The sequence below is a fragment of the Streptomyces chrestomyceticus JCM 4735 genome (genome assembly GCF_003865135.1).
GTDB classification, from domain to species: Bacteria; Actinomycetota; Actinomycetes; order Streptomycetales; family Streptomycetaceae; genus Streptomyces; species Streptomyces chrestomyceticus.
In genome coordinates, this window is the sequence record NZ_BHZC01000001.1 from 8,971,600 (window position 1) to 8,996,874 (window position 25,275).

The window sequence follows — 25,275 nt, forward strand, 5'->3', positions numbered from 1 at the left end:
TCGCGCCGCACGTCTGAGCACCGTACGCCTGCCACCGGCCCGCCGCGGGCTCAGTCCGCCCGCGGCGGGCCGCCGTCCGTACCGGGCCCGGAAGGCGGCCCGGCCGCCGTCCACACCGCGTCGCTCCCGGCGCGGAACGCGGTGACGGCGGACTCGACGGTGGGAAAGAAGCGGTCGCCGCCGAAGGAGCGGGTCAGCCCGTAACGCCTGAGGCTGGCCAGCACCGGGTCCTTCAGCTCGGCGAACACCAGGCGGATGTGTCGCGCTTCGAGCCCCTTGCGGAGTTCCTCCAGCACGTCGGCCGCGGTGGTGTCCACGTCGGTCACCGGCTCGGCGGCGACCAGGACCCACCGGGGCGGCGGATCGCCGTGGGTCAGGCGCAGCACCTCGTCGCGGAAGGCCTTGGCGTTGGCGAAGAACAACGGCGCGTCGAAGCGGTGGATCACCAGGCCGGGCAGGCGTTCGGCCTCCGGGTAGGAGCGGACGTCGTGGTAGCCCTCCAGCCCCGGCACCCGCCCCAGCACCGTGTTGTACGGCCACCACGCGCGCCGGAAGACGTTGAGGATCGACAGGCCGACCGCGACCGCGATGCCGGGCAGCACACCGAGCAGTGCCACCCCGAGGAAGGCCGCGACCGACAGCAGGAACTCCGTCTTGCGCCGCCGCCACAGCCGCGCCGCTCCGGTGAGATCGGCCAGGGACAGCGCCGCCGTGATGACCACCGCGGCCAGCGCGGGCTGGGGCAGGCTCCGGAACAGGCCGGGGAACAGCACCAGCATCACGATGATCAGTACCGCTCCGACGACTCCGGTGAGCTGGGTCCGGGCGCCCGCGCGCTCGGCCACCGCGGTCCGCGAGCCGCTCGTGCTGACGGGGAAGCCCTGGAACAGCCCGGCGGCCAGGTTCGCGGCCCCGATCGCGCGCATCTCCTGGTCGCCCTGGACCTCCTGCCCGGTACGGGCCGCGAACGCCGACGCGTTGGAGATGGTGTCGGCCAGGGACACCAGGGCGATGCCCACCGCCCCGGCGCACAGGGGAGCGAGGTCGTCCCACGCGAGGTGCGGGACGGTCAGGGGCGGGAAGCCCGTGGGCAGCGTGCCCACCAGACCGACGCCGCGTGCGGCCAGGTCGAACAGGGGCGTCGCGGCCATCGCCAGCAGCACCATGACGAGCACCGCGGGCACCTTCGGCAGCCACCGCTGGAGCACCAGGATCAGTACGACCCCGCCCACGCCGACCGCCACGGCGGCGGGCACCGCCTTCCCGTCGGCCAGGCCACGGACGAAACCCGACGTCTCGCCGAGCAGCCCGTCGGCGTCCGTGGAGAAGCCGCACAGCTTCGGCAACTGACCGATCAGAATGGTCAGCGCCAGCCCGTTCATGTAGCCGATCATGGTGGGCTTGGAGATCAGATCGGCGATGAAGCCCAGCTTCGCCACGCTCGCCAGGACCATGACCGCACCGACCAGCAGCGCCAGCACCGAGGCCAGCGCCACCGCCCGCCCGCTGTCACCCCCGGCGGCGGCCAGCGGCAGCACCGTCGCCGCGATCATCGGGCCGAGGGAGGAGTCCGGGCCCAGCACCAGGATCCGGGACGGGCCGAAGACCGCATACGCCAGCAGGCACAGGACGGACGTGTACAGGCCGTTGATCGCGGGCAGCCCCGCCAGTTCCGCGTACGCCATGCCCTGCGGCACCAGCAGCGTGGTCAGCACGACACCGGCGACGAGGTCCTTGACGAGCCACTGCCGCCGGTAGCCCGAGAACGTACGGAGGCCGGGTGCCGCTCCGCGGGCCTTCGCCAGGGCCCGGGACCCCCGGCCCACCGTCGTCCGGCGGCCCCCTCCGCCGTCGGCACCGGTCATCGCGGCCGCCCGCGTTCCGCCTCCAATGCCTTCCGGGCCTCGGCCAGTTCGCGCCGTGCCTGCTCGCCGACGTCCGGGTACTGCGGATCGATACCGGCCAGGACGTGGGCGAGCACCGCGGCCGCGCAGATGCGCGCGAACCACTTGTGGTCGGCGGGCACGACGTACCACGGCGCCCAGCGGGTGCTGGTGGCGGAGAGCATGGCGGAGAACGCCCGCTGGTAGTCGTCCCACCGGGCGCGTTCGCGGGTGTCGGCCGCCGAGAACTTCCAGTTGCGCTCGGGGACGTCGATCCGCTGCAGGAACCGGCGCCGCTGTTCCTCCTTGGACAGGTTCAAGAACAGCTTCACGAGCCGGAAGCCGTTGTCGCTCAGGTACCGCTCCCAGTCGTTGATCTCCCGGAAGCGCCGGCGCCAGAGGTCCTGCCGCCGGCCCCGGCCCGGCAGCCGCTGCCGGTCGAGGAGTTCCGGGTGCACCCGCACCACCAGGACCTCCTCGTAGTGCGACCGGTTGAAGATCCCGATCTCCCCGCGCCGGGGCAGATGGCAGGCGTAGCGCCACAGGTAGTCGTGGTCGAGTTCCTCCGCGGACGGCTGTTTGAAGCCGACCACGTGCACGCCCTGCGGGTTCACGCCCGTCATCACGTGCCGGATCGTGCCGTCCTTGCCGCCCGCGTCCAGCGCCTGGAGGTACACCAGCACCCCGTGGGTGCCCTGCGCGGCCAGCCGCCGCTGCTGGTCGGCCAGCAGGGCGACACCGGTCCGCAGCAGTTCCTCACCGTCGCGCTTGCGCCTGATACCCGCCTTGTGACCGGGGTCGAAGTCCTTGCCCAGATCGACCTCCGACCCCGGCTCCACCCGCAGGGGCGCGATGAATTGCGCGATCCGCCCGGCCCACTCGTCCGCCGTGCGCACCGCCCGGCCCGGCACGGAACCGCTCCGGCTAATCGTTGAAGGTGTCCCGGCGGACCACGCACAGGGCCCAGATGGTGGCCCCGTAGAGCGCGATCAGGGTGATCGACCAGACCGGATAGTAGGGAATGGTGAGGAAGTTTATGATGATCAGCAGCGCCGCGATGCCGATCGCGAGGACCCGGGCCCAGGTGGCCGCCGTGAACAGACCGAGGCTCACGACGACGGCGACCGCCCCGAAGGCCAGGTGGATCCATCCCCAACTGGTCAGGTCGAACTTGAACACATAGTTGGGGGTGTTGAGGAAGACCTCGTTCTCGGCGATGCCCATGATGCCCCGGAAGAGGTCGAGCACACCGGAGATGAACAGCATCACGGCAGCGAAGATGGTCAGGCCGCTCGCGGCGGCCGTGACTCCTGCCGAGCGGTGGTGCGGGCTGGTCGTGGTGGCCATGACAGGCCCTCCGTCTCCGAGGCGGGTGCGGATTGCCCCGCGTCGGCGCCGAGGGTGCCCCGGAGGCCGGGGGCGCGTCGTCACCCCCGGCGGGTGACGACGCGCGATCACCCGGCCGGGACGATGAACGGCGCCCGGCGGACGGCCCGTGCCGCCCGCCGGGCAGCAGCGATCGGAGGCCAGACGATGACCGTACCGACCGGCCCCACCGGACCCGGCACGGGGACCCGCGGACCCGCGCCGAGCCCACCGCGCCAGGTGCTGGTACCGCTCGCGCTCGCCCAGTTCATCTGCAGCTTCGCCGGCTCCAACATGAACGTGATGATCAACGACATCAGCAAGGACCTCGACACCACCGTGCAGGGAGTACAACTCGCGATCACCATCTTCCTGCTGGTCATGGCGGCACTGATGATCCCCGGCGGCAAGCTGACCGACCGGTTCGGCCGCAAACGGTGCCTGGTGGCCGGACTGACCGTCTACGGCGTCGGCGCCCTGCTCAGCGCGGCCGCGCCCGGCCTCGGCGTACTGATCCTCGGCAACTCCATCCTCGAAGGCGTGGGTACGGCCCTGCTCATCCCGCCGGTCTACGTCCTCACCACGCTCCTCTTCACGGACATCACCGCCCGCGCCCGCGCGTTCGGCGTGATCATGGCGATGGGCGGCGTCGGCGCCGCCGCCGGACCGCTGATCGGCGGGCTCATCACCACGGGGCTGAGCTGGCGGGCGGCCTTCCTCTTCCAGGCGCTGGTGGTCGCGGTGATCGTCGTACTGAGCCGCCGGATCGCGGACCCGCTGCCCCCGGAGCCCACCCGGCCCTTCGACACCGGCGGGGCGGTCCTGTCCGCCGTCGGCCTGGTCCTCGTCGTCACCGGCATCCTCGCCGCCGACGACAACGGCTGGCTGATGACGGGACTGCTCCTGCTCGGCGCCCTCGTCCTGGCCGGGTTCTTCCGGTGGATACGGGCGCGGGAGCGCGCGGGCCGCGAACCGCTGCTGTCCACCGGCCTGTTCCGGGACCGCACGTCCAACCTCGGCCTGCTCACGCAGAACCTCCAGTGGCTGATCCTCATGGGGGTGTCGTTCGTGGTGGCCGCCTACCTCCAGGTCGTCCGCGGCTACGACGCCGTCCGCACCGGAGTGATCTTCACGGCGGCCACCGCGGGCATCCTCGCGGCCTCGCTGGCCGCCGAGCGCTTCGCGAAGCGGCGCACCCCGCGGACCCTGGTCATGACCGGCTTCGCCGTGACGGTCGCCGGCATCGGCACGCTCCTCGCCATGGCGGGCGGCTCCCCGAGCGCCTGGGCCACCACCCCCGGACTGCTCATGATCGGCCTGGGGCTCGGGGTGATGCTGACCCCGTCGGTGAACGTCGTGCAGTCCAGCTTCCCCGAGGACCAGCAGGGCGAGATCTCCGGCCTGTCGCGCAGCGTGTCCAACCTCGGCTCCTCACTGGGCACCGCGGTCGCCGGCACCATCCTCGTCGCCGACCTGGCCTTCGGCTCCTACGCCGCCGCGCTGATCGTGCTGGCCGCCGTCGGGTGCGGTGGCTTCGTCGCCGCCACGCTGCTCCCTCGGCAGCGGGCGCCGCGCTGACCCGGCGACTCCCGTCCGCCGGACGGCCCGTCCGCCGTACCGGCCGTGCCAGTCGTACACGACCGCGCTGCGTACGACGAGATCGGCCACGGACGCGTTCCGCCTGCTCGGCAACGCCCAGAGCAGCCCCAGCGGCAGCGCGACACACAGGACGGCCCGGAGCAGGGCACGGCCCGCCCGGAGCCGCCGGCCCGAGCGGCGCACCACCCGCAGCCCCATCAGCAGGCCGCCCACGGTCCGGCCCGTCACCGACCAGCCCACCGCCAGGTACCCGACGGCGAGACAGCCCCCGAAGACTCCGGTGACCTGGTCCGACGGCCTCGGTACCGCGAACGGCGGCCCGGACACGAGGAACCGGACGGCTCCGAGGGCCAGTCCGGTCAGCACGGCGATGCCCAGCACGACCAGGGCGTCCGCGACGGCCGCCAGGGCGCGGGAGACCGGCCCCGCGGTGCGGCCTTGCAGGTGGGAGGGGCTGATGGCGGGCGAGGGTGGCGTCACGGGGCGGTCCGGCGGGCCGGCGCGCCGGACCCGGAGTCCTCGACGGTGCCGCCGTTCCGGGACGGTGGCGACGACGGAACGCTACCGTTCCGTCGCAACAGCCGGTCGGTGAAGGCATCCACCAGTCGGTCGGCCCGAGCGCTCCGCAGCCGTACGGCGTCCAGCGCGTCGCCGGTCATGCTGCCGCCCGTCTCCCGGACGATCCTGCCGATGTCGATCTCTTCGAGCACCTGCCGGGCGAGACCGACCGGATCGGCCCGCACCAGCAGGGCGTCGATGTCGACCCGGCGCGCGACCCGGTCGACGTCCACCCGGTCGGCGACGCGGTTCACCTCCACCCGGTCGGCCACCTTGTTCACGTCCACCCGCGCCACCAGGGCGTCCAGGTCGAGCTGGGCGACGACCGCGGCGACGGCCCGCCGCAGCGCGGCCCGCCGGGCGCGGTCGATCCCGTCACCGATCCGGACGGCCGCCGTGCCCACCGCCGTACCCACGGCGACCACCGCCCCCAGGGCCAGCCGTGGACCGAGCAACAGGACAGCTCCCGGCGCGCCGCCGACGCCGTGGTGTGCACCCATGGCCGCATGGCAACGCCGCACGGCGGACCCCGCTTCATCCGCCGCGGGTGACCCCTATCGCCGGAGCCCGCTGCCCGGCCCCGCCGTGGATCAGCCGTCCACGGCCTTCAGCACGTCCCCGAGGTCGACGAACTTGAAGCCGGTCGAGGGGCGTTCGGCGTCCTCGGGAGTGTCGTGGCCGTCCTGCACGACGAGCAGGCCCTTCGGGTACTTGGCGCCCAGCGGCGCCGCCAGCGCGGCGGCTCCGTCGCACTCCTCCGAGCCGTCGAGGGCCGCCGAGGCCGCGGTGACGCGGAAACCGCCCTCGTACTCGTTGTGGTCGGACACCTCGCGGTCGTAGGCCACGAAGGTGTTGTCCCCCTGACTGGACGCCAGCAGGTAGCCGTCGCCGCCGGGCTCGGTGACCAGCGTCAGGCCCTCCACGTCGGCCGTCAGCCGCTTGCCGCCGTAGCCCGGGTCGGCGCCCGCGACGCACTTCTCGGTCGCCTCGTCGTACGTGGCCGGGACGCCGTACTCGCGGACCTTGTCGACGAGCTTCGGCGCGCCGGTCAGGTCGGCGCGCAGCCGCCAGATGCCGACGTCCTCCTGGCCCGCGTACAGCGTGCCGTTGTCCGGATCGACCACCATGCCCTCGACCTGCGGCAGTTCACCGGGCTCGGCGCAGGGGGACCACGACGTGCCGTTCGGGAGGCGGAAGGCGGCGGGCAGGTCCAGGGTGCGGACCTTGCGGTAGCCGACCGTGCCGCCGGCGCCGGGAGTGAGCTCCAGGAGCGCGAGGGTCGTCCGCTCGCGGCGGCTGACCAGCGCGTACGAGCGGCCACTGGCCTTGTCGGTCCAGGTGGCGAGGCCGTACGCGGTCCGCTGCCCGTCGATCTCCTGCTGCGAGGCGGAGAAGACGGGCGGCGCCACGGGGTCCGTCACGTCGGTGAGCGGGCCGCCGGCCCGGTCACGGTCGATCCGGTAGAAGCGCAGCCGGTCGTTGCCGCGGTCGCTGGTCACCGCGAGGTCGGCGCGGCCCGTGGACAGCCGCAGGCCGGATATCAGGTCGACGTTGTTGAAGCGGCCCGGCGCGTGGCCCGGACCGGGCGCGGCGGGCGCGGGCAGGGACTGCACCTCGTGTGCGTCGAGGTCGTAGACCCGCAGGCCGCCCTGTTTGGCGGTGGCGATCACCAGACTGCGGCCCGGGTCGGCGGAGTCGCGCCAGATCGCCGGGTCGTCCGCGTCGGCGTTGCCGCCGGCCGCGTCGTCGTGCAGGGCCGGGGTCTCGGCCTTCGGGGCGACGGCGGGCAGCGTGGCGGACGGGGTGGCCCCGGCGGGGGAGGGCACGGCCGTGACGGCGAGCGCCGCGAGTGCCGTGGCGAGCAGGCAGCTTGCCGTACGGGCGCTGCGGGAGGTGGCCACGTGGAAGCTCCTTGGTGTCGGGAGGACGGGGAAGCACGGGGAGTCTGGAGCCCGTGGGTGACCACTTACCAGTGGGTAACGTGACCGTCACCCCTCCGGGACGTGAACGGCCGGAACCGGCCCGCCGCGCAGGGGGCGCCGCGTTCCATGGCACGTCCGCAAGTGCACCCGTACGGATTCCGTGTCCGTGGCAACGGTGCGACCACGGGCCGGACGGCGTTTCCCGCGGCGGACCGGCTCGTTGGGCGGGGTCGAGTCCTTTCGTGCCGCTGGTCCCCGACGAGCTGCCGGAAGGCTCACGCGCGTCCGGAGCGCTGGATTCCGGCGCGAGGAGACCCGAAGAGACCCGAGGAGAGATGACGACCATGCGACGGATGAGCTTCGCCCTGGCCGCGGCGGTTGCGACGAGCGGTGTGCTGTTCGCCGGGACGGCCGTCGAGGCGGCCGCGACGGTGCACCCGCGGGCGGCGGAGAGCGGTCCTCCGTTCCCGTACGCCGACTGCCTCAAGGAAGTGAAGAAGCAGTACAAGGGGAAGAAGGACCCGGTGGCCACCTGCGACGCCCTGGTGAAGAAGGGCTGGATCAAGAAGTAGCGACAGACCGGGGAGGCCGGGCCGCGGGCACCGGGACGCGCGCTGTGCGAGCCGCGCCCCGGTGCGCCGCCGGAAAAGCGGCCCGAAAATCGGCCGGTACGGCCGGCCCCTACGCCCGGCCCCGTCTCACCCCTCCCGGTGCCCCGCCTTGCCGAACCAGTCGAGGCAGAGCACCAGCGCGTCGTCCATCGACTCGGCGTCGCGGTGTTCGGCCAGGTCGCGCAGGACGGCCCGGGGGACGCCGGCCGCGGGGAGCAGGCTGGTGGCGTGGATCGCGCGGGCGAGAGCGTGCTCGCCGTACTCCTCGCCGGGCGGTGAGACCGCCGCGTACACGCCGTCGCTGACGAAGAGGAGCCGGTCGCCGGGGAGCACCTCGAACTCCTGGGCCACGTACTGCGTCTCCTCGAACATGCCGAGCGGGAGCTGCGGTTCGAGGGGGACGCGGTCGATGGTCCGGCCCCGGCGCCGCCACAGTTGCGGCGAGCCGGCGTCCACGACCTCCACCCGGCCGGTCGCGAGCCGGAAGCGGAGCAGCAGCGTCGAGACGTAGGCGGAGCCGCGGTACTGCGCGTAGAGGGCCTGGTCGGCGAGGGCCGCCTGGTCCGCGATGCCGATGCCGGCGCGGCGGGCGTTGCGCAGCGCGTTCACCGCGAGGTGGGAGAGCAGGGACGCCTCGATGCCGGTGCCCATGCCGTTGGTGACGGCGAGCGTCAGCTCGTCCGCGTCGGCGGCCCAGTCGTAGTTGTCGCCGTGGATCGCGTAGGCCGGCTCCAGTTGGGCGCCGATGGCGTACTCCTCGGCCACACAGGCGCGTGCGGGCAGAAGCTGCCACTGCATCTCGGCGGCCAGGGTGAGCCGGGTCGTACGGCGGGCCCGCTGGTAGACGTCGGTGTCGCGCTCGGCGACGAAGATCTCGTGGCCGAGCAGGTCCGCCGCGTGCGCCAGGTCGTCGGCGACCCCGGGCTGGTTGCGGTCGGCGGGCAGCCGGACGGTCAGGATGCCGAGGCGTTCGCCGCGGACCGTCACCGGCAGGTGGTGGTCGACGGCGCCGTCCTGTCCGGCCTGCCGTTCGTGCCGTTCCTGGCTGCCGTAGGCGCGTCCCTCCGGTGTGTTGGAGATGGACAGCGCGGCCGCGGGGTCCTCGCCGAGCGAGGAGAACGGCCTGAGCACCGTACCGCCGTAGTCCGCGAGGAACAGATGCACGGCCGTGGCTCCGTAGGCCGCGGCGAGCGCTGCGCGCAGCGCGTCCACCAAGGCGTGCGGCGCCGCCGCGCGAACCGCTCTTTCGACATCACAGCTCAGGGTCACGGTCTCTCAAACATTCTTATTTCGGTGGATTTCGACATGGCCGGGCTGACGCGGGCGGCCGGAGGGTGACAGAGTGGTCGTGTGTCCCGTTTCCCCGGTCAGTCGTACCCACGCGAGCAGGTGACCGAGGCCACCCTTGCCGCCTCCGAGTTGCTGGAGGTGCTGTGGGGCCGCGGTCAGGAGACGGCTCGCTCGGCGCAGGTCTCGCCGTCCCAGTTGCGGGCTCTTCTGGTGATCGAGGAACACGAGGGTACTAACCTGCGCGCTCTCGCCGACGAACTTGGCTCGCGACCGCCCGCGGTGAGTCGCCTCTGCGACCGTCTGGAGGCCATGGGGCTGGCCGAGCGGTGTCAGAGCGCGACGAGCCGACGGGAGGTGGAGCTGCGGCTGAGCCTGCGCGGGCGGGCCTTCCTGGAGGAGTACCGGGCGGCGCGTACCGGCGAGGTCGCGGCCATCGTGGCGCGGATGGATCCGGCGCAGGTCGCCGATCTGGCGTCGGGGCTGGCCGCGTTCCGCAGGGCGGCGGCCTTGCACCGTACGGCCAAGGAGGCGAAGGAGGCCAAGGGAGGCCGCCCGGTCGCCGGGCGCCGCACGTTCGGTGCGGACAGCGCGGACACCGCGTGAAGTCATTCAGGCCCCGCTTCTCGATCCGAAGTCACTCCGGGCAGAGCCGTGTTACTCAGTGACGGGGACAAGATTGTTGCCTTTCTGGAATATTGTCAAACGGCAACAATCGCTTCTATTGTTGATCATCCGATCCGGCCGGACAGCAGTCCGGATCCGGCCACCGATCCCGTAACCGCCGAGGATGACCGTGCAGTCACAGTCCAGCCCAGACCGGCCGACGCAGGTCGTGGTGCGGGAGGGCCACCGTGCCGAGGACGCGGTGGTCGTCGCCGTCACCGGACCGCTCGACATCGACACCGTCGCACCACTGGAAGACGCCCTCCGCGCGACGGGCGGCGACACGGACGGGGCCGGGCCGGCCGGAGGTGATCCGCGGCCGGTCGTCGTCGACCTGTCCCAGGTGGACTTCGCGGACTCCACGACCGTCAACGTGCTGTTGCAGCAGCACGCCGCCCTCGGCACCCGGCTGCGCCTGGCCGCCCCGTCACCCGGGCTGCGCCGCCTCTTCGAGATGACCGGCCTCGACGGGGTGCTGCCGCTGTACGAGACGGTGCGGGAGGCGGCGGCCGCCGACGGCGTGGCCCGCCCGGGGGCGTAGCCGTACGTGCCGTCGAACGGCTGCCGGGCCTGTCTCCGGCCGGCCGGTCCGCCCGGCTCAGCCCGCCGCGGCGGTCTCCGCGAGTTTCCGGAATTCCCCGAGGTCGTAGTTGGCGAGGGCGGAATCCAGGTTGGTCAGGGCCCCCAGATGCTCCACAAAACCTTCCGGTGAGTACTCTATTTGCAGCGTGACACGGCTTGATGTGTCACTGAGCCGGTGGAAGGTGACGACGCCCGCGTGATGGACGCCCTCCGTGGTTTTCCAGGCGATACGGTCCTGTGGTTTCACTTCTGTGAGTTCCGCCACGAAATTCTTGTCCGCGCCCGGCAGCGAGAGCTGCCAGGCGAAATGCGTGTCGTCCAGGCGCTCGACCGTCCGCACATGGCTCAGGAACTTCGGCCAGTGCGTGACGTCCGCCCACAGCGCCCAGCTCACCGCGACGGGAGCCTCGATGTCCACACTCTCCAGCAGCGAGGACGACATGGCGAATTCCTCCTTGATCTCATGAGCGGTCAGGGACGGGCCCCCGCCCCCACGGCCGCGCACGGCCGTGTCCGCGGGGTTCCGGTGCTCCCGGCCGGCCCTGTCGTGAGCCGGTCCGAGGTTGCCCTTGTACCCGGGGACGGACGGGGTACCCGGTCTGTGGGGCAGTGCTTACGAGCGGCCCGCCGGGGCGGTGAAACACCCAAGGGGAACGTACGGTTCCCTGTGCATTGGGGTGGATTGCGTCGTTCTCCGGCGGGAAAGCTGCCTACTTGTACGCCTTACGGTCCAACGGGAAACGAGGTGAGCCCGATGAGCAGCGCCACGGCCCCGCACAGGGTTTCCGCTGCGCCCTCACTGGCGGTGACGCTGGAGAACACGCCCGAAGCGGCAGCCGTCGCACGGGACGTCGCCGGCGACTTCCTGAAAGGTCTGGGACCGCCGCCGGACCGGGACGCCTCCGACGCCGTCGTGCTGATCGTCTCCGAGCTGGTCACCAACGCGGTCCGGCACACCCTCACCCGCACCTGCACGCTGAGCCTGGCGGCCGCCCCCGGCACCGTCACGGTGGCCGTGTCCGACGCCAGCCCCCGGCCGCCGTGCGAGCGCAACCCGGACGTACGCGGCGAGGGCGGCGGCTTCGGGTGGCCGATGGTCCGCCGCCTCGCCGTCTCCACCTCGGTGGAGACCTCCGCCCAGGGCAAGACGGTCACCGCCGTCGTCGCCCGGGAGGGCCGGCGCTCAGCGTGAGCGCGGCGTCGGCCGGACGGCCAGGGCGAGCGTGTCGTCGGAGTGCAGGATGACGGTGTGCATGTCCTCGGCGATGGCGCCGGGAATCTCCCGGACCGGCCGGTCGCGGTGCCGCCGGGCACTCTCGGCCAGCCGCTGCTCGCCCTCCCTGGGGTCCCGGCGGCTCTCGGTCAGCCCGTCGGTGTACAGGACGAGCAGGTCCCCCTCGTCCAGCTTCGCGTGCAGCAGCCGCTCGCTGCCCGGGAACGGATAGCCCACCCCGCGCCCCCGGACCTCCAGATACTCCTCCCCGCCGGCGGCCCGTACGACCAGCGCCGGCGGATGGCTGCCGTTGGCGAGCACCAGGTCCCCGCTGGCCGGGTCGATCCGGGCCAGCAGCACCGTGGCCATCAGCTCCGGGTCGAGCGGCGCGAGGATCTCGTCCGTCCGGGCCACGATGGACTTCAGCGGGTGCCCTTCCAGCGCGAGCGTCCGTACCGCGTGCGTGACGTTCAGCGCACTGCGCGTACTGCGTACGCCGTGCCCGAGCGCGTCGACGACGGTGATGTGCACCGTCCCGTCCGGCAGCGTGAACCAGTCGTAGAAGTCTCCGCCGGTGGGCGCGTCGGTACCGGCCGGCGCGTAGTGGACGGCGAGCTCCAGCCCGTCCACCGCGATCGGCGGCGGACGCAGCGCGTCCTCCAGCTCGCGCAGGATGTGGCCGTGGGCCGAGCGGAGCTGTTCGTCGCGCTCCTCCAACTGCACGTAGAGGGCCAGCACCCCGCTGTTCGTCTCGGCCAGCTCGTGCGTCAGCCGGCGCTGGTCGGCGGCGAGGGTGTCCACCCGGGCCAGCGCGACCCGCAGCTCCTCCTCCAGGAGGCGGTTCTCGGTGGCCGGATCGGTCGCCGTACCGTCCCCGTTGCCGTCCGGGGCGCCTGCCGGGAGGGGAGCCAGGGGAGCGGGACCGCTGCCGCGCAGCCGGCCGTTGCCGCCCGTCGTCGAGCCGTCCGTCCCGCGTCCCCAGGGGATACGGACCTCCGGTGTCCCGGCCGGCAGCGGTACGTGCCAGGTGGCCGCGTCGGGTGACACCTCGGCGGGGAGCAGCAGGGTGGCTCCGGCGGGCGGGGTGAGCACGGGGGCGGGGGTGCGCAGGGTGACCGCGAGGAAGCCGGAGTCGGCAGCGGCGGTGGAGTCGGCCGGTGCGTCCGCGGCCGGGGCGGCGGCACTCTCGGCGGCTTCCGGGACGCCTGAGGCGTCCGAGGTGCCTGAGGTGCCTTGGGCGGCTGCCGGCGCGGTCTCCCCGTCACCCGAGCGGGCCCGGGGAACCCCGGCGGCGGCTCCGGCCTCGGCCCCGTCGTCAGCTCTGTTCCCGGCCCCGGCATCGGCCCCGTGGCCGTTCTTGGAAGCCCCGTCGCCGGAAGCGCGGCCGCGGGAAGCGCCGCAGCGGGAGCCCGCGCCCGGAGAACCGCCCGAGGAGGAACGATCCGTCGCACACGTACGGGACGACTCCAGCGTCACCCCGTAACCGGCCTGTATCACCGTGTCCGCCAGCGCGCTCACGGACAGGACGAGGCGCGCCCGGGTCTCGACGGGCAGGGCGTTGGCCGCGCCCAGCCGGCGTACGGCGTGGCGCAGCGGCGGCAGCGCATGGAAGGTGTGACGGCTCACGAGAGTCTCTGGTGGAGGTTGGCGGTCAATACGGTCGCGTCGTCCCGGCTGCGGCGGTGGCCGTGCACGAGGGCCGTGGCCAGCAGCGGCGCGGGGAGCCGGAGGACGAAGGGGTCCGGGCTGTACGCCCAGCGGTGGTCGATGCCGTCGGTGTGCATCAGGGCGGTCAGCCGCGGCTCCCACGGGATCTCGCGGACCAGCGGCTGCGGCATCTCCAGTCCCGCCACGCCGGGCTGCCCGGTGTGGCGGTTCCGGATGTCCTGCTGCGAGAGCGTCAGGCACCGTACGTTGCCGATGCCGCAGTACTGGGCGCGCCCGGCGTGCAGCCGCAGCAGCCCGACGGCCGCGCCCCGGCTGCGTCGCAGCGCGCGGTGGACGGTGGTCAGCAGACCGGGCAGCGGCTGGTCCGGCGCCCTGGCGAAGGTGCGCAGCGCGAGCTGCGCCGCCTCGGACGCCTCCGGGCCGTGCCCGAGGCCGTCGACCACGATCGCGGTCAGCCCCTGCTCGGTCTCCGCGACCGTGCACGCGTCGCCGCTGACCTCCTCGCGCTCGGCGGGCAGGCAGACGGCGCCGATCGCCCGGCGGCCGGTGTCCGCGTCCTCGGGCGGCGTCAGCCGCGCACAGGCCACGGTGCCGCCGGGCTCGTGGGTACGGACGGTGAAACTGGTCGCTATGCGGTTGACGCCGCCTATGCCGGCGCCGAGCGTCTCCGTCGTCGTGTACCCGTCGGCCAGACAGCGCTGGAACTCCCGCATGCCGGGGCCCCGGTCGGCGGCGAGGATCTCCACACCGTTGCCCAGCGGCAGGGCCTGGACGTACAGCGCCCCGTCCACCGCGTGCTTGGCGAGGTTGCTGCCCAGTTCGGACGCGATCACCGCGGCCTGGTCGGGCAGCGCCCCCTGGAGCCCGCAGCGCTGCGCCACCGACCGTGCGGCCTGGGCGGCCAGGTGCACGGCGCTGTAGTGGTCGACCGGGATGTACGCGGTCGGGTGTACAGCAGGGGAGAGGGTCAACGGTCGGCCCACCGCGTCGCGGTCACGGTCGTACCGCCACCCTCCCGGGTACGGATCTCGAACTCGTCCATCAGGCGCTGCGCGCCGCCCAGCCCGTGCCCGAGACCCGCGCCGGTGGTGTAGCCGTCGGTGAGCGCCGCGTCGATGTCGGCGATACCGGGACCGGTGTCGGCGACGGTCAGCCGCAGGCCCACCGCGCCGGGCCGGGTCGGGTACTCGATCCGTATCGTGCCGCCACCTCCGTGGATGTAGGCGTTGCGGGCCAGCTCGCTGGCGGCGGTGACCACCCGCGTCTGGTCGACGATGCTGAAGCCCACCGTGAGGGTGGCGTCGCGCACCGCGTGCCGGATCGCGAGCAGGTCCTGTTCGCTGCGCACGTGCAGCACCGTGGGCTCGGCCGGAAGACCGGCCTGCCCGGCACTGTCACCGCTCAGCGTTGTGGTACCGGCGGCGCCGGTACGGGCGAATTCACCGGGTCCCGTCATGCAGAACCTCTCCTGAGGGACGGGGACTCTGATGCCAGCCCAGGGCCGCCATGCCGTGTTCCGTGTTCAGGGCGGTCTCCACGCCGGTCAGCCGCAGTCCCAGTTCGGCCAGGGTCATGGCCACCGGGGGACGCATACCGGCGACGATCACCCGGGCACCCAGCAGCCGCGCCATGGTGGTGAGTTCCATCAGCGTCCGCGCCACGAACGAGTCGATGATCTCCAGCCGGGAGATGTCGATGAGCACACCGCGGGCCCGGTCGGCCGTGATGCGGGTGGTCAGCTCCTCGGTGAAGGCGACCACCGTGGCGTCGTCCAGCTCGTTGAGCAGCCCGGTGACCAGGACGTCGCCCAGTCGGAGGATGGGCACGCCGGCCGAGGGCCGCGCGTTCACCGGTTCTCCCGCGCGCCCGTGGACGTATGGGCGGACGCCTCGTCGGTGAGCTTGACGGCGGCGGCCAGCGCGTCGGCGAGGGTGGTGCGGGTCAGGATGGTGGACAGGTCGATGCCGAGCTGGGCGATGGTCTGCGCGATGGACGGCCGGATGCCGCTGATCACACAGTCCGCGCCCATCAGCCGTACCGCGTTGACGGTCTGCATCAGGTGCTGGGCGACCGCGGTGTCCACGGTCGGCACACCGGTGATGTCGATGATGGCGACCAGCGCCTCGTGCTCCTGGATGGCCTCCAGGAGGTTCTCCATCACCACCTGGGTGCGGGTCGTGTCGAGCGTGCCGATCAGCGGTACGGCCAGGACCTGGCGCCACAGCCGGACGACCGGTGTGGACACCTCCAGGAGCTGGCGGCTCTGCCGTCGGATGATCTCTTCGCGGCCCTCCACGTACGTCTCGAAGGAGAGCGCGCCGGCGCTGTCCAGCAGCCGGTTTATCAGGACGGCGATGACGAACAGTTCCTCGGTGTCCCGGGTCTGCCGCTGCACCGCCTCCAGGAGTGCCTCCTTGAGCGAGAGGACGGCCAGCGACGTGACGGTCGGCATGGCGCCGTTGCGGGCCCTGCGCATGGAGAGATCGATCACAGCCTGGCGCAGCGGCCGGTCGGTGGCCACCACCCGGTTGGCCGGGATGTCGCTCTCCAGGCTCCGCAGGAGGGCGCCCAGCAAGGCGTCCGCTTCCTCCCGCAGTTCGCTCTCGCTGGCGATGTCGCGCATCTCTTCCTGCGCGAGCTGAAGCTGTACCCAGCGGTCGGAGACGGTGTCGGACTCTGCGCGCAGCGTGCCGATGACACGCTCACGTGCCGCGGCCTCGGTGAAACTCAACCCATGGTCCTTTCTCGGTGGTTGGCGGGAGCACAAGCGCGCATCGTGTGCTGCCCGTGCGGTGCGTATTCAACCGCACGCGATCTTCGATTGCCGTCCGGCAAATGTTACCGAGGGCGGACAAGGGACCGAAGGCCGGACCACCGCTGCCGCACCCCCTGGACCGCCCCGGAGGGTGGTTCGCCGCCCTCATGGGCAACTGTTTCCCACTGGCAAGGGTTGAACACCTAAGACTAGGGCAGGTGCACCTGACCGTACGTACTGTGAAGGGTGAAGACGTGACCATGCTTGCCGTGCAGGACCGTGCAGCGGGGACGACGACAGCGGAGCCGGCGGGGGCGGTGCCGCAGGCGCCCGAGCTGCCCCGCGTCACGGACGCGACCAAGGTGGCGCCCCGGGACGCCCGGGCCCTGTCGAAGCTGTTCCTCACCCGGCTGGCCGAGCTGGAGGAGGGGACGGCCGAGTACCAGTACGCGCGCAACACCCTCATCGAGATGAATCTCTCACTGGTGCGGTTCGCCGCCGCCCGCTTCCGCGGCCGCCAGGACCTCGGGCACGCGGAGGACATCATCCAGGTCGGGACCATCGGCCTGATCAAGGCGATCGACCGGTTCGACCTCTCGCGCGAGGTCGAGTTCTCCACCTTCGCCGTTCCGTACATCGTGGGTGAGATCAAGCGTTTCTTCCGTGACTCCACCTGGGCCGTGCACGTCCCCCGCCGGGTCCAGGAGCTGCGGGTCGAGCTGTCCAGGGCGGGTGAGCAGCTCGCCGCCGACCTGGGCCGCGAACCCACCGTCGCCGAACTGGCCGCCCGCCTGAAGATCGGCGAGGACGAGGTCGTCGACGCGATCGCCGCCAGCAACGGCTACACGGCGGGCTCGCTGGACGGCACCGGCGACGGCTCCGGCGCGGCCGGTGAGAGCCGCGCCATCGCCGACGTCATGGGTGACGACGACCCGGCGATGGAGCTGGTCGAGAACCTGAACGCGCTCGCCCCGCTCCTGCACGAGCTGGACGACCGGCGGCGCCGCATCATCGAGATGCGCTTCGTCCAGGAGATGACGCAGGCTCAGATCGGCGCCGAGCTGGGCATCTCGCAGATGCACGTCTCGCGGCTGCTCTCCCGGACCCTGGACCAACTGCGCAAGGGGATGCTGGACCAGTAGCCGTACGCCGGCGGGCCGGTGGCGCCGCCTGGCGTCCCGCGTCCGGAGCGCGGTACCGGCAGGTGGGTCGCGCGGCAATGGGGGTGAAAAGCCTCATTGTGAACGGTGTACCCACTTCGTCCCCACCGAACCGGTGTTTTCGTCCCGGTGCGCTTCGGACAGATGTCCGCCCCCTCACCGACGGACGCGCCCGACGCCCTGCCCCCGCGTCCCGCGCGACCGGTAGACGACGTACGGGCGGAACAGATGGCCGACCGGCGCGGTGAAGGCGTGCACGAGACGGCTGAACGGCCACAGCGCGAACAGCGCCATGCCCAGCAGGGTGTGGAGCTGGTAGACCAGCGGCGCGTGCGCCATGACCGGCACGTCGGGGCTGAAGGTGAACAGCGAGCGGAACCAGACCGAGACGCCCTGCCGGTAGTCGTACGGATGGTCGCTCGTGGTCGTGGCGGTGGCGGCCAGCCCGGCGACCAGGGTCGCGACGAGCAGCGGGTGCACCAGGCGGTCGCTGCGCAGACTGGCGGCCCGCACCGCGGGGACGCGGAGCCGCCGGTAGATCAGCACGGCCAGCCCGGCCGTCGTGACCAGCCCGGCCACGCCGCCGACCGCGAGGGCGTTGGCGTGGTAGAGCCACTCGTGGACGTGGACGCGCTCGGTGAACGTCTCGGGGATCAGCAGACCGGTGAGATGACCCACGAAGACGAACAGCAGCCCATAGTGGAACAGCGGCGAGCCGAGGCGCAGCAGCGTGCTCTCGTGCAACTGGCTGGAGCGGCTGGTGAAGCCGAAACGGTCGTAGCGGTAGCGCCAGGCGGTACCCGCGACGAGCAGGGTCGTGACGAGGTAGGGCAGCACGCCCCACAGCGCGGTGTGCAGGGGGTTCACCGGCGGGCTCCTCGAGGTGCGGGGCCGGGGAACGGGTCCAGGCCCACGGTCTCCATGGGCGGTGGCCCGGTACGGGCCAGGCGGCGGGCGGCGGCCCGGTCGGCGGGGCGCGGCCCGGGCAGCGTGCGGCAGACGGCGTCGAGGACGTCGCCGTACGGGCTTCGGTGGCCCGCCAGGGCGAGGCGCAGCAGTTCCAGTGCGGCCCGGTGCTCGTGCAGCAGGGCGCGGCCGGCCGCCGGGACGCGGGCGGCGAATTCCAGCATCAGGGGAAGGTGGTCGGGCAGTTCGTCCGGGGCCGGCTGCCAGCCCTCGGCGCGGTAGCGCGCCTTGATCCGGGCGAGGGTGGCGCCGCGCCGCCGGGTGTCGCCGTCGGTGTAGTACGTCAGGTGCTGGGTCCGGCGGGGGCTGCGGTCGAAGGCGGTGACGTACTGCGCGGCGAGGGTCAGCGTGGGCACGTCCTGGACGCGGGTGCAGAACCGCAGGAGGAGAGCGGCCGGTCCGTCCGTCTCCGTCCGCAGGGCCGCGCGGACGCTCTGGTGCCGGGCGGGCCAGTCGGACCCGGGGTAGGACAGGAGGAGGGACGCGGCCTGGTGGACCAGTGGGGCGTTCACGACTCTCCTCCCCGGCGGGGGAAGAGGCCGGCGGGGCGTCCGCGGCCGTTCCAGTTCAGGAGGTTCACCCGGTCCCGCAGCGAGGTGCCCGCGTGTTCCGCCCGGGGCGGCGCGGCGGGCGGGGCGTGGAAGCCTTCCGGGTCGTACATGCCCGGTGCCCCCGCGCCCTCCAGGCTGCACCCGGAGTCCGCGGCTTCGGGACCGGTGACGGCGTAACTGGTGGGGATCACGTAGCGCTCCTCGTACTTGGCCACGGCCAGCAGCCGGTACATGGCCTCCAGCGACGCGGTGGTCATGCCCGCCGAGGCGGCGATCGCCGGGTCCTGCTCCTCCCCGAGGTTGGCGCGCCGCATATGGGCACGCATCGCGGCCAGCCGGCACAGGGCCGCCTCCACCGGCGCCGTGTCGCCCGCCGTGAACAGGTGGGCCAGGTACTCCTGCGGAATCCGCAGCGCGTCGATGGCGGCGAACAGTTTGGCCGGATCCTCACCGTCGTGCCCGGTGGCGGTCAGCGACTCCACCACCGGGGACAGCGGCGGCACGTACCAGACCATGGGCATGGTGCGGTACTCCGGGTGCAGCGGCAACGCCACCCGGTAGGTGCTGATCAGCGCGTACACCGGCGAGTTGCGGGCCGCGGTGACCCAGTCGTGCGGGATGCCGGCGGCTTCGGCGGCGCGGGCGACCCCGGGGTCGGACGGGTCGAGGAAGCAGGAGAGCTGGGCCTCGTACAGGTCCCGCTCGTCGGGGGTGGCGGCGGCCTCGCCGACCCGGTCGGCGTCGTAGAGGACGACGCCGAGGTAGCGCAGCCGCCCCACGCACGTCTCGGAGCACACGGTGGGCTCGCCCGCCTCCAGCCGCGGGTAGCACAGGGTGCACTTCTCGGCCTTGCCGGTGCGGTGGTTGAAGTAGACCTTCTTGTACGGGCAGCCGGTCACACACATACGCCAGCCCCGGCAGCGGTCCTGGTCCACCAGGACGATGCCGTCCTCGATGCGCTTGTAGAGGGCGCCGGACGGGCACACGGCCACGCACGACGGATTGAGGCAGTGCTCGCAGATCCGCGGCAGGTAGAACATGAACGCCTGCTCGTACTCCAGCCGCACCCGCTCGCTCATCTTCTTCAGCACGGGGTCGCCGGCGAGGTGCTCCGGCCCGCCCCCGAGGTCGTCGTCCCAGTTCGGGCCGCCGGTGACGGCGGTGGGCCGTCCGTCGGTCAGGGAGCGGGGCGGCGCGGTGGGCACGTCGTCGCCGAGCGGCGCGTCGGTCAGAACGCCGTAGTCGTACGTCCACGGCTGGTAGTAGGCGTCCAGCGTGGGCAGCCGGGGGTTGGCGAACAGCCGGGCCAGGCGGGCCCGGCCGCCGCTGCGCGGCACCAGCCGGCCGTGCTTGCGCTGCCAGCCGCCCTGCCAGACGTCCTGGTCCTCGTAGGCGCGCGGATAGCCCTGGCCGGGCCGGGTCTCGACGTTGTTGAACCAGACGTACTCGGTGCCGGAACGGTTCGTCCAGGTCTGTTTGCAGGTGACCGAGCAGGTGTGGCAGCCGATGCACTTGTCGAGGTTCATGACCATCGCGATCTGCGCCATGACGCGCATCAGTAGCTGACCTCCTGGGAGCGGCGGCGGATGGTGGTGACCGCGTCGCGCTGGTTGCCGGTGGGACCGTAGTAATTGGGGGCGAAGGACAGTTGGGCGTGGCCGCCGATGAGGTGGGTGGGCTTGATCAGCAGCCGGGTCAGCGCGTTGTGGACACCGCCGCGCCGCCCGGTGGTCTGCGACAGCGGCACGTTCACCAGGCGCTCCTGCACGTGGTACATGAACACCGTGCCGGGCGGCATCCGGTGCGAGACGACCGCGCGGGCGACGACCACGCCGTTGGCGTTGACCGCCTCGATCCAGTCGTTGTCCGCCACACCGACGGCCTCGGCGTCCGCCACGCTCATCCAGATCACCGGGCCGCCGCGCGCCAGGGTCTGCATGAGCAGGTTCTCCTGGAACTCGGAGTGGATGGACCACTTGGAGTGCGGCGTGACGTAGCGCACCGTCACCGACCGCTCGGCGGACGCGCCGGCGCGCGGCTGTTCGCCGAGCGCGGCCAGGTCCAGCGGCGGCCGGTAGACAGGCAGTTGTTCGCCGAACTCGGCGATCCACTCGTGGTCGAGGTAGAAGTGCTGACGGCCGGTGAGGGTGTGCCAGGGCTTGCGGTGTTCGGTGTTGACCGTGAACGGCGCGTACCGGCGCTCCGGGCCCTCCTTGCCCGACCACTCGAAGCTCGCCGACACCTGCACCGGACGGGCCTGGGTGTCGGCGAAGACGATGCGCCGCTCGGCGACCGAGGCGGCCAGCTCCTCCAGGCCGCGGCCGGTGCCGCAGCGCCCGGCCAGCGCGCGGAAGCCCTCGGCGGCCAGCCGGCCGTTGGTGGTGCCGGACAGGGCGAGGATCGCCTCGCACAGCTTCACGTCGGTGTCGAGCAGCGGCCGGCCGCGCGCCGTGCCGTCGGCCGCCGTACCGCAGCGCTTGGCGAGCCAGTCCGTCTCCGGACCGGCCTGTACGGTGACGCCCTTGACGGTCATGCCCTGTTCCCGAGGCAGCGGTCCGAGGGCCGCCAACTGGTCGGCCAGCGCGGTGTAGTCCCGCTCCACGAGCGTGTAGCGCGGCGCCGTCGGCCCCGCGGGCGGTGCCTCACCGGCCGCCGTGTCGTGCTGGAGCGCCGTGGCCACCAGGTCGCAGGCCGTGTCCAGGCGCCCGGCGGCCAGCCGGCTCACCTCCCGGGCGAGTCCGTGGAAGATCTCGAAGTCGGTACGGGCCTGCCAGGGCGGGCTGATCGCGGGCGAGAAGGCGTGCACGTACGGATGCATGTCCGTGCTGGACAGGTCGTGCTTCTCGTACCAGGTCGCGGCCGGCAGCACCAGATCGGCGAACAGGGTCGTGGACGTCATACGGAAGTCCAGCGCCAGCAGCAGGTCGAGCTTGCCGCGCGGCGCCTCCTCGCGCCAGGTGACATCCCTCGGGCGCAACTCAGGCGGCACCTCCTGCGCGCTCGCGTTGTCGTCGGCGCCCAGCAGATGGCCCAGGAAGTACTCGTTGCCCTTCGCCGAGGAACCGATCAGATTGGCCCGCCACACCGTCAGCACGCGCGGCCAGTTGGCCGGCCGGTCCGGGTCCTCGCAGGCGAAGGAGAGCCGGCCGGCGTCCAGCTCGTCCGCGACCCACCGGCCGGGATCGGCGCCGGACTCGCGGACCCGCCGCCCGAGGTCCAGCGGATTGGCGTCGAAGGTGGGGTACGACGGCATCCACCCCCGGCGGGCCGAGCGGGCCACCAGGTCGGCGGTGTGCTGCCCGGCGAACAGGCCCCGGCCGGCCGGGGACGTGAGCGCGTCGGCCGGGGCCCGGTCGTGCCGCCACTGGCCCGTGTGCAGATACCAGTACGGCGTACCGGCCATCTGCCGGGACGGGCGTACCCAGTCGGCGGCCGTGGACAACTGCTGCCAGCCCGCGTAGGGGCGCACCTTCTCCTGGCCCACGTAGTGGGCCCAGCCGCCGCCGTTGACGCCCTGACACCCGGTGAGCAGCAGCAGGGACAGGAACGACCGGTAGATGGTGTCCGAGTGGAACCAGTGGTTGGTGCCCGCGCCCATCACGATCATGCAGCGGCCCCGGGTCTGCTCCGCCGTGCGCGCGAACTCCCGCGCCGCCCGCACCGCGGCCCGCGCCGGCACCGACGTGAGGGTCTCCTGCCACGCCGGAGTGCACGGCACGTCCGCGTCCTCGTACGAAGCGGGCCACTGCCCGCCCAGACCGGGGCGCCCCACCCCGTACTGCGCCAGCAGCAGATCGAAGACCGTGGTCACCAGCCGCCCGCCGACCCGGAGGGCCGGGACCTCCCGTTCCAGCGTGCCCCGCTCCTGGTCGAAGCGCGGCAACAGCACCCGCGCGACGGTCGCGTCCGGCCGCCCGTACAGACTCAACTGCGGATCGACCTCGCCCAGGTCCAGGTTCCAGCGCCCTTCGCCGCCCGCGCGCCAGCGGTCGCCCAGCGTTCCGGCCGGTACCACGGGGGCGCCGGTGACCGCGTCGACGAGGACGGGCATCCAGCGCCGGGGCTCCGCGTCGATGTCCGTGGCCAGTCCGGCGTGCTGGGCCGTGAGGAACGGGCCCGGAACCACCCGGGGGGCGCCGCCCGCCGTCCCGTCCGCACCTGACTCGCCCGCCTTGGCCGCTGCTCCTTCCGCGCCCGCCTCGCCGGTCCCGTGCTCCTCCAGTTCCACGAGGAACGGCAGGTCCGTGAACCGCTTCACATAGTCGGTGAAGTACGGCACCTCCCGGTCCACGAAACACTCGCGCAGGATCACGTGGCCCATCGCCATCGCCAGGGCGCCGTCCGTGCCCGGATGCGGGTGCAGCCACTCGTCGGCGAACTTGGTCGCGTCCGAGTAGTCGGGGGAGACCACCACCACCTTCTGGCCGCGGTAGCGGGCCTCGGCCATCCAGTGGGCGTCCGGCGTGCGGGTCACCGGCACATTGGAACCCCACAGCATCAGGTAGGCCGCGTCCCACCAGTCGCCCGACTCCGGAACGTCGGTCTGGTCGCCGAAGACCTGCGGCGAGGCGATCGGCAGGTCCGCGTACCAGTCGTAGAACGAGAGCATCGGCGCGCCGATCAGCGACATGAACCGGGCGCCGACCGCGTGCGAGGCCATCGACATCGCCGGGATCGGGGAGAACCCGGCGATCCGGTCGGGCCCGTGCTCCCGCAAGGTGTGCACATGGGCGGCGGCCGCGATCTCCAGCGCCTCGTCCCAGCCGACCCGCACCAGCCCGCCCTTGCCGCGCGCCCGCTGGTAGCGCCGGCGCCGCTCCGGGTCGCCGGTGATCTCCGCCCAGGCAGCCACCGGGTCGCCGAGCCGGTCCCGCGCCTCCCGGTACATCTCCACCAGCACGCCGCGCGCGTACGGGTGGCGCACCCGGGTGGGGGAGTACGTGTACCAGGAGAAGGACGCGCCGCGCGGGCAGCCCCGGGGCTCGTACTCCGGCCGGTCCGGACCCGTCGTCGGATAGTCCGTCGCCTGCGTCTCCCAGGTGATGAGCCCGTCCTTGACGAACACCTGCCAGGAACAGGAGCCCGTGCAATTCACCCCATGGGTGGAACGCACCACCTTGTCGTGCGCCCACCGTTCCCGGTAAGGCGCGTCATTCACGCCCTGATCCGTACGGAAAACCGCCCGCCCGTCCTCCGAAACCGGCGCCCGGCTCAGCAGCCGGCCGACCGCCAGGAGCCGTTCGGCCGCCTCCGCCGCGGCACGTTCCGCCTTTGCCCTGCCACGCCACATACGAGGGCTCCTCCTGGGCCGTGTGGCGGACTCGCTGGGCACGCCACTTTACGAAACGCCCCCAGATTCCCCCGCGTCCGGCGGAAACAGGGACGCTTTTTCGCCAGTTGGCCAGGTCTGGAAGTTATTTTCCCCGCGCTTTGCCGTGGTTGCCGCGGGGATACCCGAAGGACACGTTCTCGTGTTCGAAAAAAGGAGCGAAGGGTGTGCGGGGGCCGGTTGCGGGCGCTGGTCCCGGCTGCTTTTCGGGCTGCTCGCCCGTCGGAGCCGTATGAATCATGTCGCCGTTGTCCAGGGGTGTCATGTGATGGTTCGGTCGTCGGTGCCGTGGCGAGTGACCTTTCCGGGAGTGCATTCCGCGTAGCTTCCGCAGCCCGGTAGCCCGTACGGCTACGTAAAGGATGGTCGATGCAGAGCCGCCCTTTCCTCTTCCACGGCAGCCGATTCGCGGCCCCATTCCTCGAACGAATGTCTGATGAGGCTGGCTGCCGATCACTGTAAATTCCTACCGCGCCCCGCCTGGAGTCGTCCTCCGCCGGGGCGGGCCGGCGGGTGAATTCGGTGAATCAGCCGGCCGGCGGAGCGAGGTGGAGTGTGGGGGCGGGCAGGGCCATGGTGAAGGATGCCGCGCGGAAACCGGGGCGGGCGCCGGCATGGCGGAGTGCGGGCAGCCTTGCCGGCCACTCCTCCACGCGTACCGAAGCGGCCCCCGGGCGGGCGGTGAACCGTGCGGTGAACACCGTCCGCGCCCCGTCGAGGGTGCCGAAGCCCGTCATCGGCAGGGGGAGCCTGGGGAACGACGGGCCCTTGGCCGACAGGCGCAGAGCGGCGACGAGCCCTTGGCCGTCGGTCACCCGGACCCGTGGCCCCTCCCAGCGGAACTCCGCCAGGTGTTTGGGCACTCCCCAGATGCGGCGCCCGCCCCGCAGTGACCGCTCGTCGTCGACCCAGATCCAGTGCACGTACAGACCGGCCCGCCGGCCGTGGCGAGCGGGTGTCCCCACGATCAGCTCGTCGTAGCGGAGGGTCCCCGCGCGGTACCGGAGCACGAACACGGCCAGCGAACGGGCCGTCAGGGGAGAGAGGTCCGGGGGGAGGGGCGGGGCCGCGTCCGTGGCGAAGAGGCCACCCCACAGGTGGCCTCTCATGCGCCAGGGCGGCGGCGGGTACGGACCCGGCGCGGCGCCGGTACCGGGCAC

23 protein-coding genes and 1 pseudogene are annotated in these 25,275 nt (G+C 72.5%); 6 read left to right on the forward strand and 18 right to left on the reverse strand.

Going from position 1 to position 25,275, the window contains the following annotated elements:
- Positions 1 to 50: 50 nt before the first annotated feature.
- From EJG53_RS38780 to EJG53_RS38790, 3 genes are read right to left on the reverse strand one after another with little or no spacing between them, the layout of a single operon-like run.
- Positions 51 to 1,865, reverse strand: coding sequence for a SulP family inorganic anion transporter (locus EJG53_RS38780; RefSeq protein ID WP_125048811.1), 1,815 nt, complete (start codon positions 1,863 to 1,865; stop codon positions 51 to 53).
- Positions 1,862 to 2,794: a PPK2 family polyphosphate kinase gene (locus EJG53_RS38785; protein WP_244955522.1), complete on the reverse strand. Its 933-nt coding sequence runs from the start codon at positions 2,792 to 2,794 to the stop codon at positions 1,862 to 1,864. Before EJG53_RS38785 ends, EJG53_RS38780 begins: the two co-directional genes overlap by 4 nt.
- Positions 2,795 to 2,807: 13 nt before the next feature.
- Positions 2,808 to 3,230 (reverse strand): DUF7144 family membrane protein, encoded by a 423-nt coding sequence (locus EJG53_RS38790; RefSeq protein WP_125048812.1) that lies wholly within the window; start codon positions 3,228 to 3,230, stop codon positions 2,808 to 2,810.
- Between the two features lie 186 nt (positions 3,231 to 3,416).
- On the opposite strand from EJG53_RS38790, the gene EJG53_RS38795 reads away from it, so the two are divergent.
- A complete protein-coding gene (locus EJG53_RS38795) occupies positions 3,417 to 4,826 on the forward strand; it encodes an MFS transporter (RefSeq protein WP_125049869.1) in 1,410 nt (469 codons plus the stop codon).
- A 96-nt stretch (positions 4,827 to 4,922) separates the two neighbouring features.
- Here EJG53_RS38795 and EJG53_RS43510 read toward each other — a convergent pair.
- From EJG53_RS43510 to EJG53_RS38810, 3 genes and pseudogenes are all read right to left on the reverse strand, one after another.
- Positions 4,923 to 5,327 (reverse strand): annotated as a pseudogene (locus EJG53_RS43510) (RDD family protein); the annotation flags it as partial.
- The gene (locus EJG53_RS38805) at positions 5,324 to 5,905 is read right to left on the reverse strand and encodes a hypothetical protein (RefSeq protein WP_125048813.1); all 582 of its coding nucleotides are present in this window, start codon (positions 5,903 to 5,905) and stop codon (positions 5,324 to 5,326) included. The pseudogene EJG53_RS43510 and the gene EJG53_RS38805, both read right to left, overlap by 4 nt.
- 90 nt (positions 5,906 to 5,995) lie before the next feature.
- On the reverse strand, positions 5,996 to 7,306 hold the full coding sequence (locus EJG53_RS38810) for a phytase (protein ID WP_125048814.1): 1,311 nt from the start codon (positions 7,304 to 7,306) through the stop codon (positions 5,996 to 5,998).
- 356 nt (positions 7,307 to 7,662) lie between these two features.
- On the opposite strand from EJG53_RS38810, the gene EJG53_RS38815 reads away from it, so the two are divergent.
- A complete protein-coding gene (locus tag EJG53_RS38815; protein ID WP_241268866.1) occupies positions 7,663 to 7,899 on the forward strand; it encodes a hypothetical protein in 237 nt (78 codons plus the stop codon).
- Between the two features lie 126 nt (positions 7,900 to 8,025).
- Here the strand turns inward: EJG53_RS38815 and EJG53_RS38820 are convergent, their stop codons facing one another.
- Positions 8,026 to 9,207 (reverse strand): PP2C family protein-serine/threonine phosphatase, encoded by a 1,182-nt coding sequence (locus tag EJG53_RS38820; RefSeq protein WP_125048815.1) that lies wholly within the window; start codon positions 9,205 to 9,207, stop codon positions 8,026 to 8,028.
- An 81-nt stretch (positions 9,208 to 9,288) separates the two neighbouring features.
- On the opposite strand from EJG53_RS38820, the gene EJG53_RS38825 reads away from it, so the two are divergent.
- Together EJG53_RS38825 and EJG53_RS38830 are read left to right on the forward strand one after the other, a co-directional pair.
- Positions 9,289 to 9,831 carry a MarR family winged helix-turn-helix transcriptional regulator gene (locus EJG53_RS38825; protein WP_174856511.1) on the forward strand — a complete coding sequence of 181 codons (543 nt, stop codon included), beginning with the start codon at positions 9,289 to 9,291 and terminating at the stop codon, positions 9,829 to 9,831.
- A gap of 262 nt (positions 9,832 to 10,093) precedes the next feature.
- Positions 10,094 to 10,432: an STAS domain-containing protein gene (locus EJG53_RS38830; protein WP_125049872.1), complete on the forward strand. Its 339-nt coding sequence runs from the start codon at positions 10,094 to 10,096 to the stop codon at positions 10,430 to 10,432.
- 57 nt (positions 10,433 to 10,489) lie between these two features.
- Here the strand turns inward: EJG53_RS38830 and EJG53_RS38835 are convergent, their stop codons facing one another.
- Positions 10,490 to 10,915 (reverse strand): SRPBCC family protein, encoded by a 426-nt coding sequence (locus tag EJG53_RS38835; protein ID WP_125048816.1) that lies wholly within the window; start codon positions 10,913 to 10,915, stop codon positions 10,490 to 10,492.
- Between the two features lie 312 nt (positions 10,916 to 11,227).
- On the opposite strand from EJG53_RS38835, the gene EJG53_RS38840 reads away from it, so the two are divergent.
- Positions 11,228 to 11,665, forward strand: coding sequence for an ATP-binding protein (locus EJG53_RS38840; RefSeq protein WP_125048817.1), 438 nt, complete (start codon positions 11,228 to 11,230; stop codon positions 11,663 to 11,665).
- Here EJG53_RS38840 and EJG53_RS43110 read toward each other — a convergent pair.
- From EJG53_RS43110 to EJG53_RS38865, 5 genes are read right to left on the reverse strand one after another with little or no spacing between them, the layout of a single operon-like run.
- Entirely contained in the window at positions 11,657 to 13,312 is a 1,656-nt protein-coding gene (locus EJG53_RS43110; protein ID WP_244955523.1) for a PP2C family protein-serine/threonine phosphatase, read from the reverse strand. The genes EJG53_RS38840 and EJG53_RS43110 overlap by 9 nt on opposite strands.
- Positions 13,309 to 14,337: a SpoIIE family protein phosphatase gene (locus EJG53_RS38850; protein WP_125048818.1), complete on the reverse strand. Its 1,029-nt coding sequence runs from the start codon at positions 14,335 to 14,337 to the stop codon at positions 13,309 to 13,311. Before EJG53_RS38850 ends, EJG53_RS43110 begins: the two co-directional genes overlap by 4 nt.
- Positions 14,322 to 14,810: an ATP-binding protein gene (locus EJG53_RS38855; RefSeq protein WP_125048819.1), complete on the reverse strand. Its 489-nt coding sequence runs from the start codon at positions 14,808 to 14,810 to the stop codon at positions 14,322 to 14,324. The genes EJG53_RS38850 and EJG53_RS38855 overlap by 16 nt, the downstream gene beginning before the upstream one ends.
- Complete coding sequence (locus EJG53_RS38860) at positions 14,794 to 15,204, reverse strand: STAS domain-containing protein (RefSeq protein WP_031000262.1); 411 nt, start codon at positions 15,202 to 15,204, stop codon at positions 14,794 to 14,796. The genes EJG53_RS38855 and EJG53_RS38860 overlap by 17 nt, the downstream gene beginning before the upstream one ends.
- On the reverse strand, positions 15,201 to 16,085 hold the full coding sequence (locus tag EJG53_RS38865) for an STAS domain-containing protein (protein ID WP_125048820.1): 885 nt from the start codon (positions 16,083 to 16,085) through the stop codon (positions 15,201 to 15,203). Before EJG53_RS38865 ends, EJG53_RS38860 begins: the two co-directional genes overlap by 4 nt.
- Positions 16,086 to 16,369: 284 nt before the next feature.
- Between EJG53_RS38865 and EJG53_RS38870 the strand changes: the two genes are divergently transcribed.
- Positions 16,370 to 17,251: an RNA polymerase sigma factor SigF gene (locus EJG53_RS38870; RefSeq protein WP_125049873.1), complete on the forward strand. Its 882-nt coding sequence runs from the start codon at positions 16,370 to 16,372 to the stop codon at positions 17,249 to 17,251.
- A 174-nt stretch (positions 17,252 to 17,425) separates the two neighbouring features.
- On the opposite strand, the gene narI is transcribed toward EJG53_RS38870, so the two are convergent.
- The 5 genes from narI to EJG53_RS38895 form a co-directional block, all read right to left on the reverse strand.
- Entirely contained in the window at positions 17,426 to 18,136 is a 711-nt protein-coding gene (gene narI, locus EJG53_RS38875) for a respiratory nitrate reductase subunit gamma (RefSeq protein ID WP_125048821.1), read from the reverse strand.
- Positions 18,133 to 18,747 (reverse strand): nitrate reductase molybdenum cofactor assembly chaperone, encoded by a 615-nt coding sequence (gene narJ / locus EJG53_RS38880; RefSeq protein WP_125048822.1) that lies wholly within the window; start codon positions 18,745 to 18,747, stop codon positions 18,133 to 18,135. Before narJ ends, narI begins: the two co-directional genes overlap by 4 nt.
- Positions 18,744 to 20,342, reverse strand: coding sequence for a nitrate reductase subunit beta (gene narH / locus EJG53_RS38885; RefSeq protein ID WP_167515240.1), 1,599 nt, complete (start codon positions 20,340 to 20,342; stop codon positions 18,744 to 18,746). Before narH ends, narJ begins: the two co-directional genes overlap by 4 nt.
- Entirely contained in the window at positions 20,342 to 24,076 is a 3,735-nt protein-coding gene (locus EJG53_RS38890) for a nitrate reductase subunit alpha (RefSeq protein ID WP_125048823.1), read from the reverse strand. The genes narH and EJG53_RS38890 overlap by 1 nt, the downstream gene beginning before the upstream one ends.
- Positions 24,077 to 24,642: 566 nt before the next feature.
- On the reverse strand, positions 24,643 to 25,224 hold the full coding sequence (locus tag EJG53_RS38895) for an acetoacetate decarboxylase family protein (protein WP_125048824.1): 582 nt from the start codon (positions 25,222 to 25,224) through the stop codon (positions 24,643 to 24,645).
- Between the last annotated feature and the right edge of the window lie 51 nt (positions 25,225 to 25,275).

Bases quoted from the DNA above. Each gene is read 5' to 3' on its own strand.
- EJG53_RS38890 (WP_125048823.1), bottom strand. From the start codon at position 24,076: ATGTGGCGTGGCAGGGCAAAGGCGGAACGTGCCGCGGCGGAGGCGGCC.
- EJG53_RS38855 (WP_125048819.1), bottom strand. From the start codon at position 14,810: ATGACGGGACCCGGTGAATTCGCCCGTACCGGCGCCGCCGGTACCACA.
- EJG53_RS38790 (WP_125048812.1), bottom strand. From the start codon at position 3,230: ATGGCCACCACGACCAGCCCGCACCACCGCTCGGCAGGAGTCACGGCC.
- EJG53_RS38780 (WP_125048811.1), bottom strand. From the start codon at position 1,865: ATGACCGGTGCCGACGGCGGAGGGGGCCGCCGGACGACGGTGGGCCGG.
- EJG53_RS38815 (WP_241268866.1), top strand. From the start codon at position 7,663: ATGACGACCATGCGACGGATGAGCTTCGCCCTGGCCGCGGCGGTTGCG.
- narH (WP_167515240.1), bottom strand. From the start codon at position 20,342: ATGCGCGTCATGGCGCAGATCGCGATGGTCATGAACCTCGACAAGTGC.
- EJG53_RS38870 (WP_125049873.1), top strand. From the start codon at position 16,370: ATGCTTGCCGTGCAGGACCGTGCAGCGGGGACGACGACAGCGGAGCCG.
- EJG53_RS38840 (WP_125048817.1), top strand. From the start codon at position 11,228: ATGAGCAGCGCCACGGCCCCGCACAGGGTTTCCGCTGCGCCCTCACTG.
- EJG53_RS38795 (WP_125049869.1), top strand. From the start codon at position 3,417: ATGACCGTACCGACCGGCCCCACCGGACCCGGCACGGGGACCCGCGGA.
- EJG53_RS38805 (WP_125048813.1), bottom strand. From the start codon at position 5,905: ATGGGTGCACACCACGGCGTCGGCGGCGCGCCGGGAGCTGTCCTGTTG.
- EJG53_RS38835 (WP_125048816.1), bottom strand. From the start codon at position 10,915: ATGTCGTCCTCGCTGCTGGAGAGTGTGGACATCGAGGCTCCCGTCGCG.
- EJG53_RS38895 (WP_125048824.1), bottom strand. From the start codon at position 25,224: ATGAGAGGCCACCTGTGGGGTGGCCTCTTCGCCACGGACGCGGCCCCG.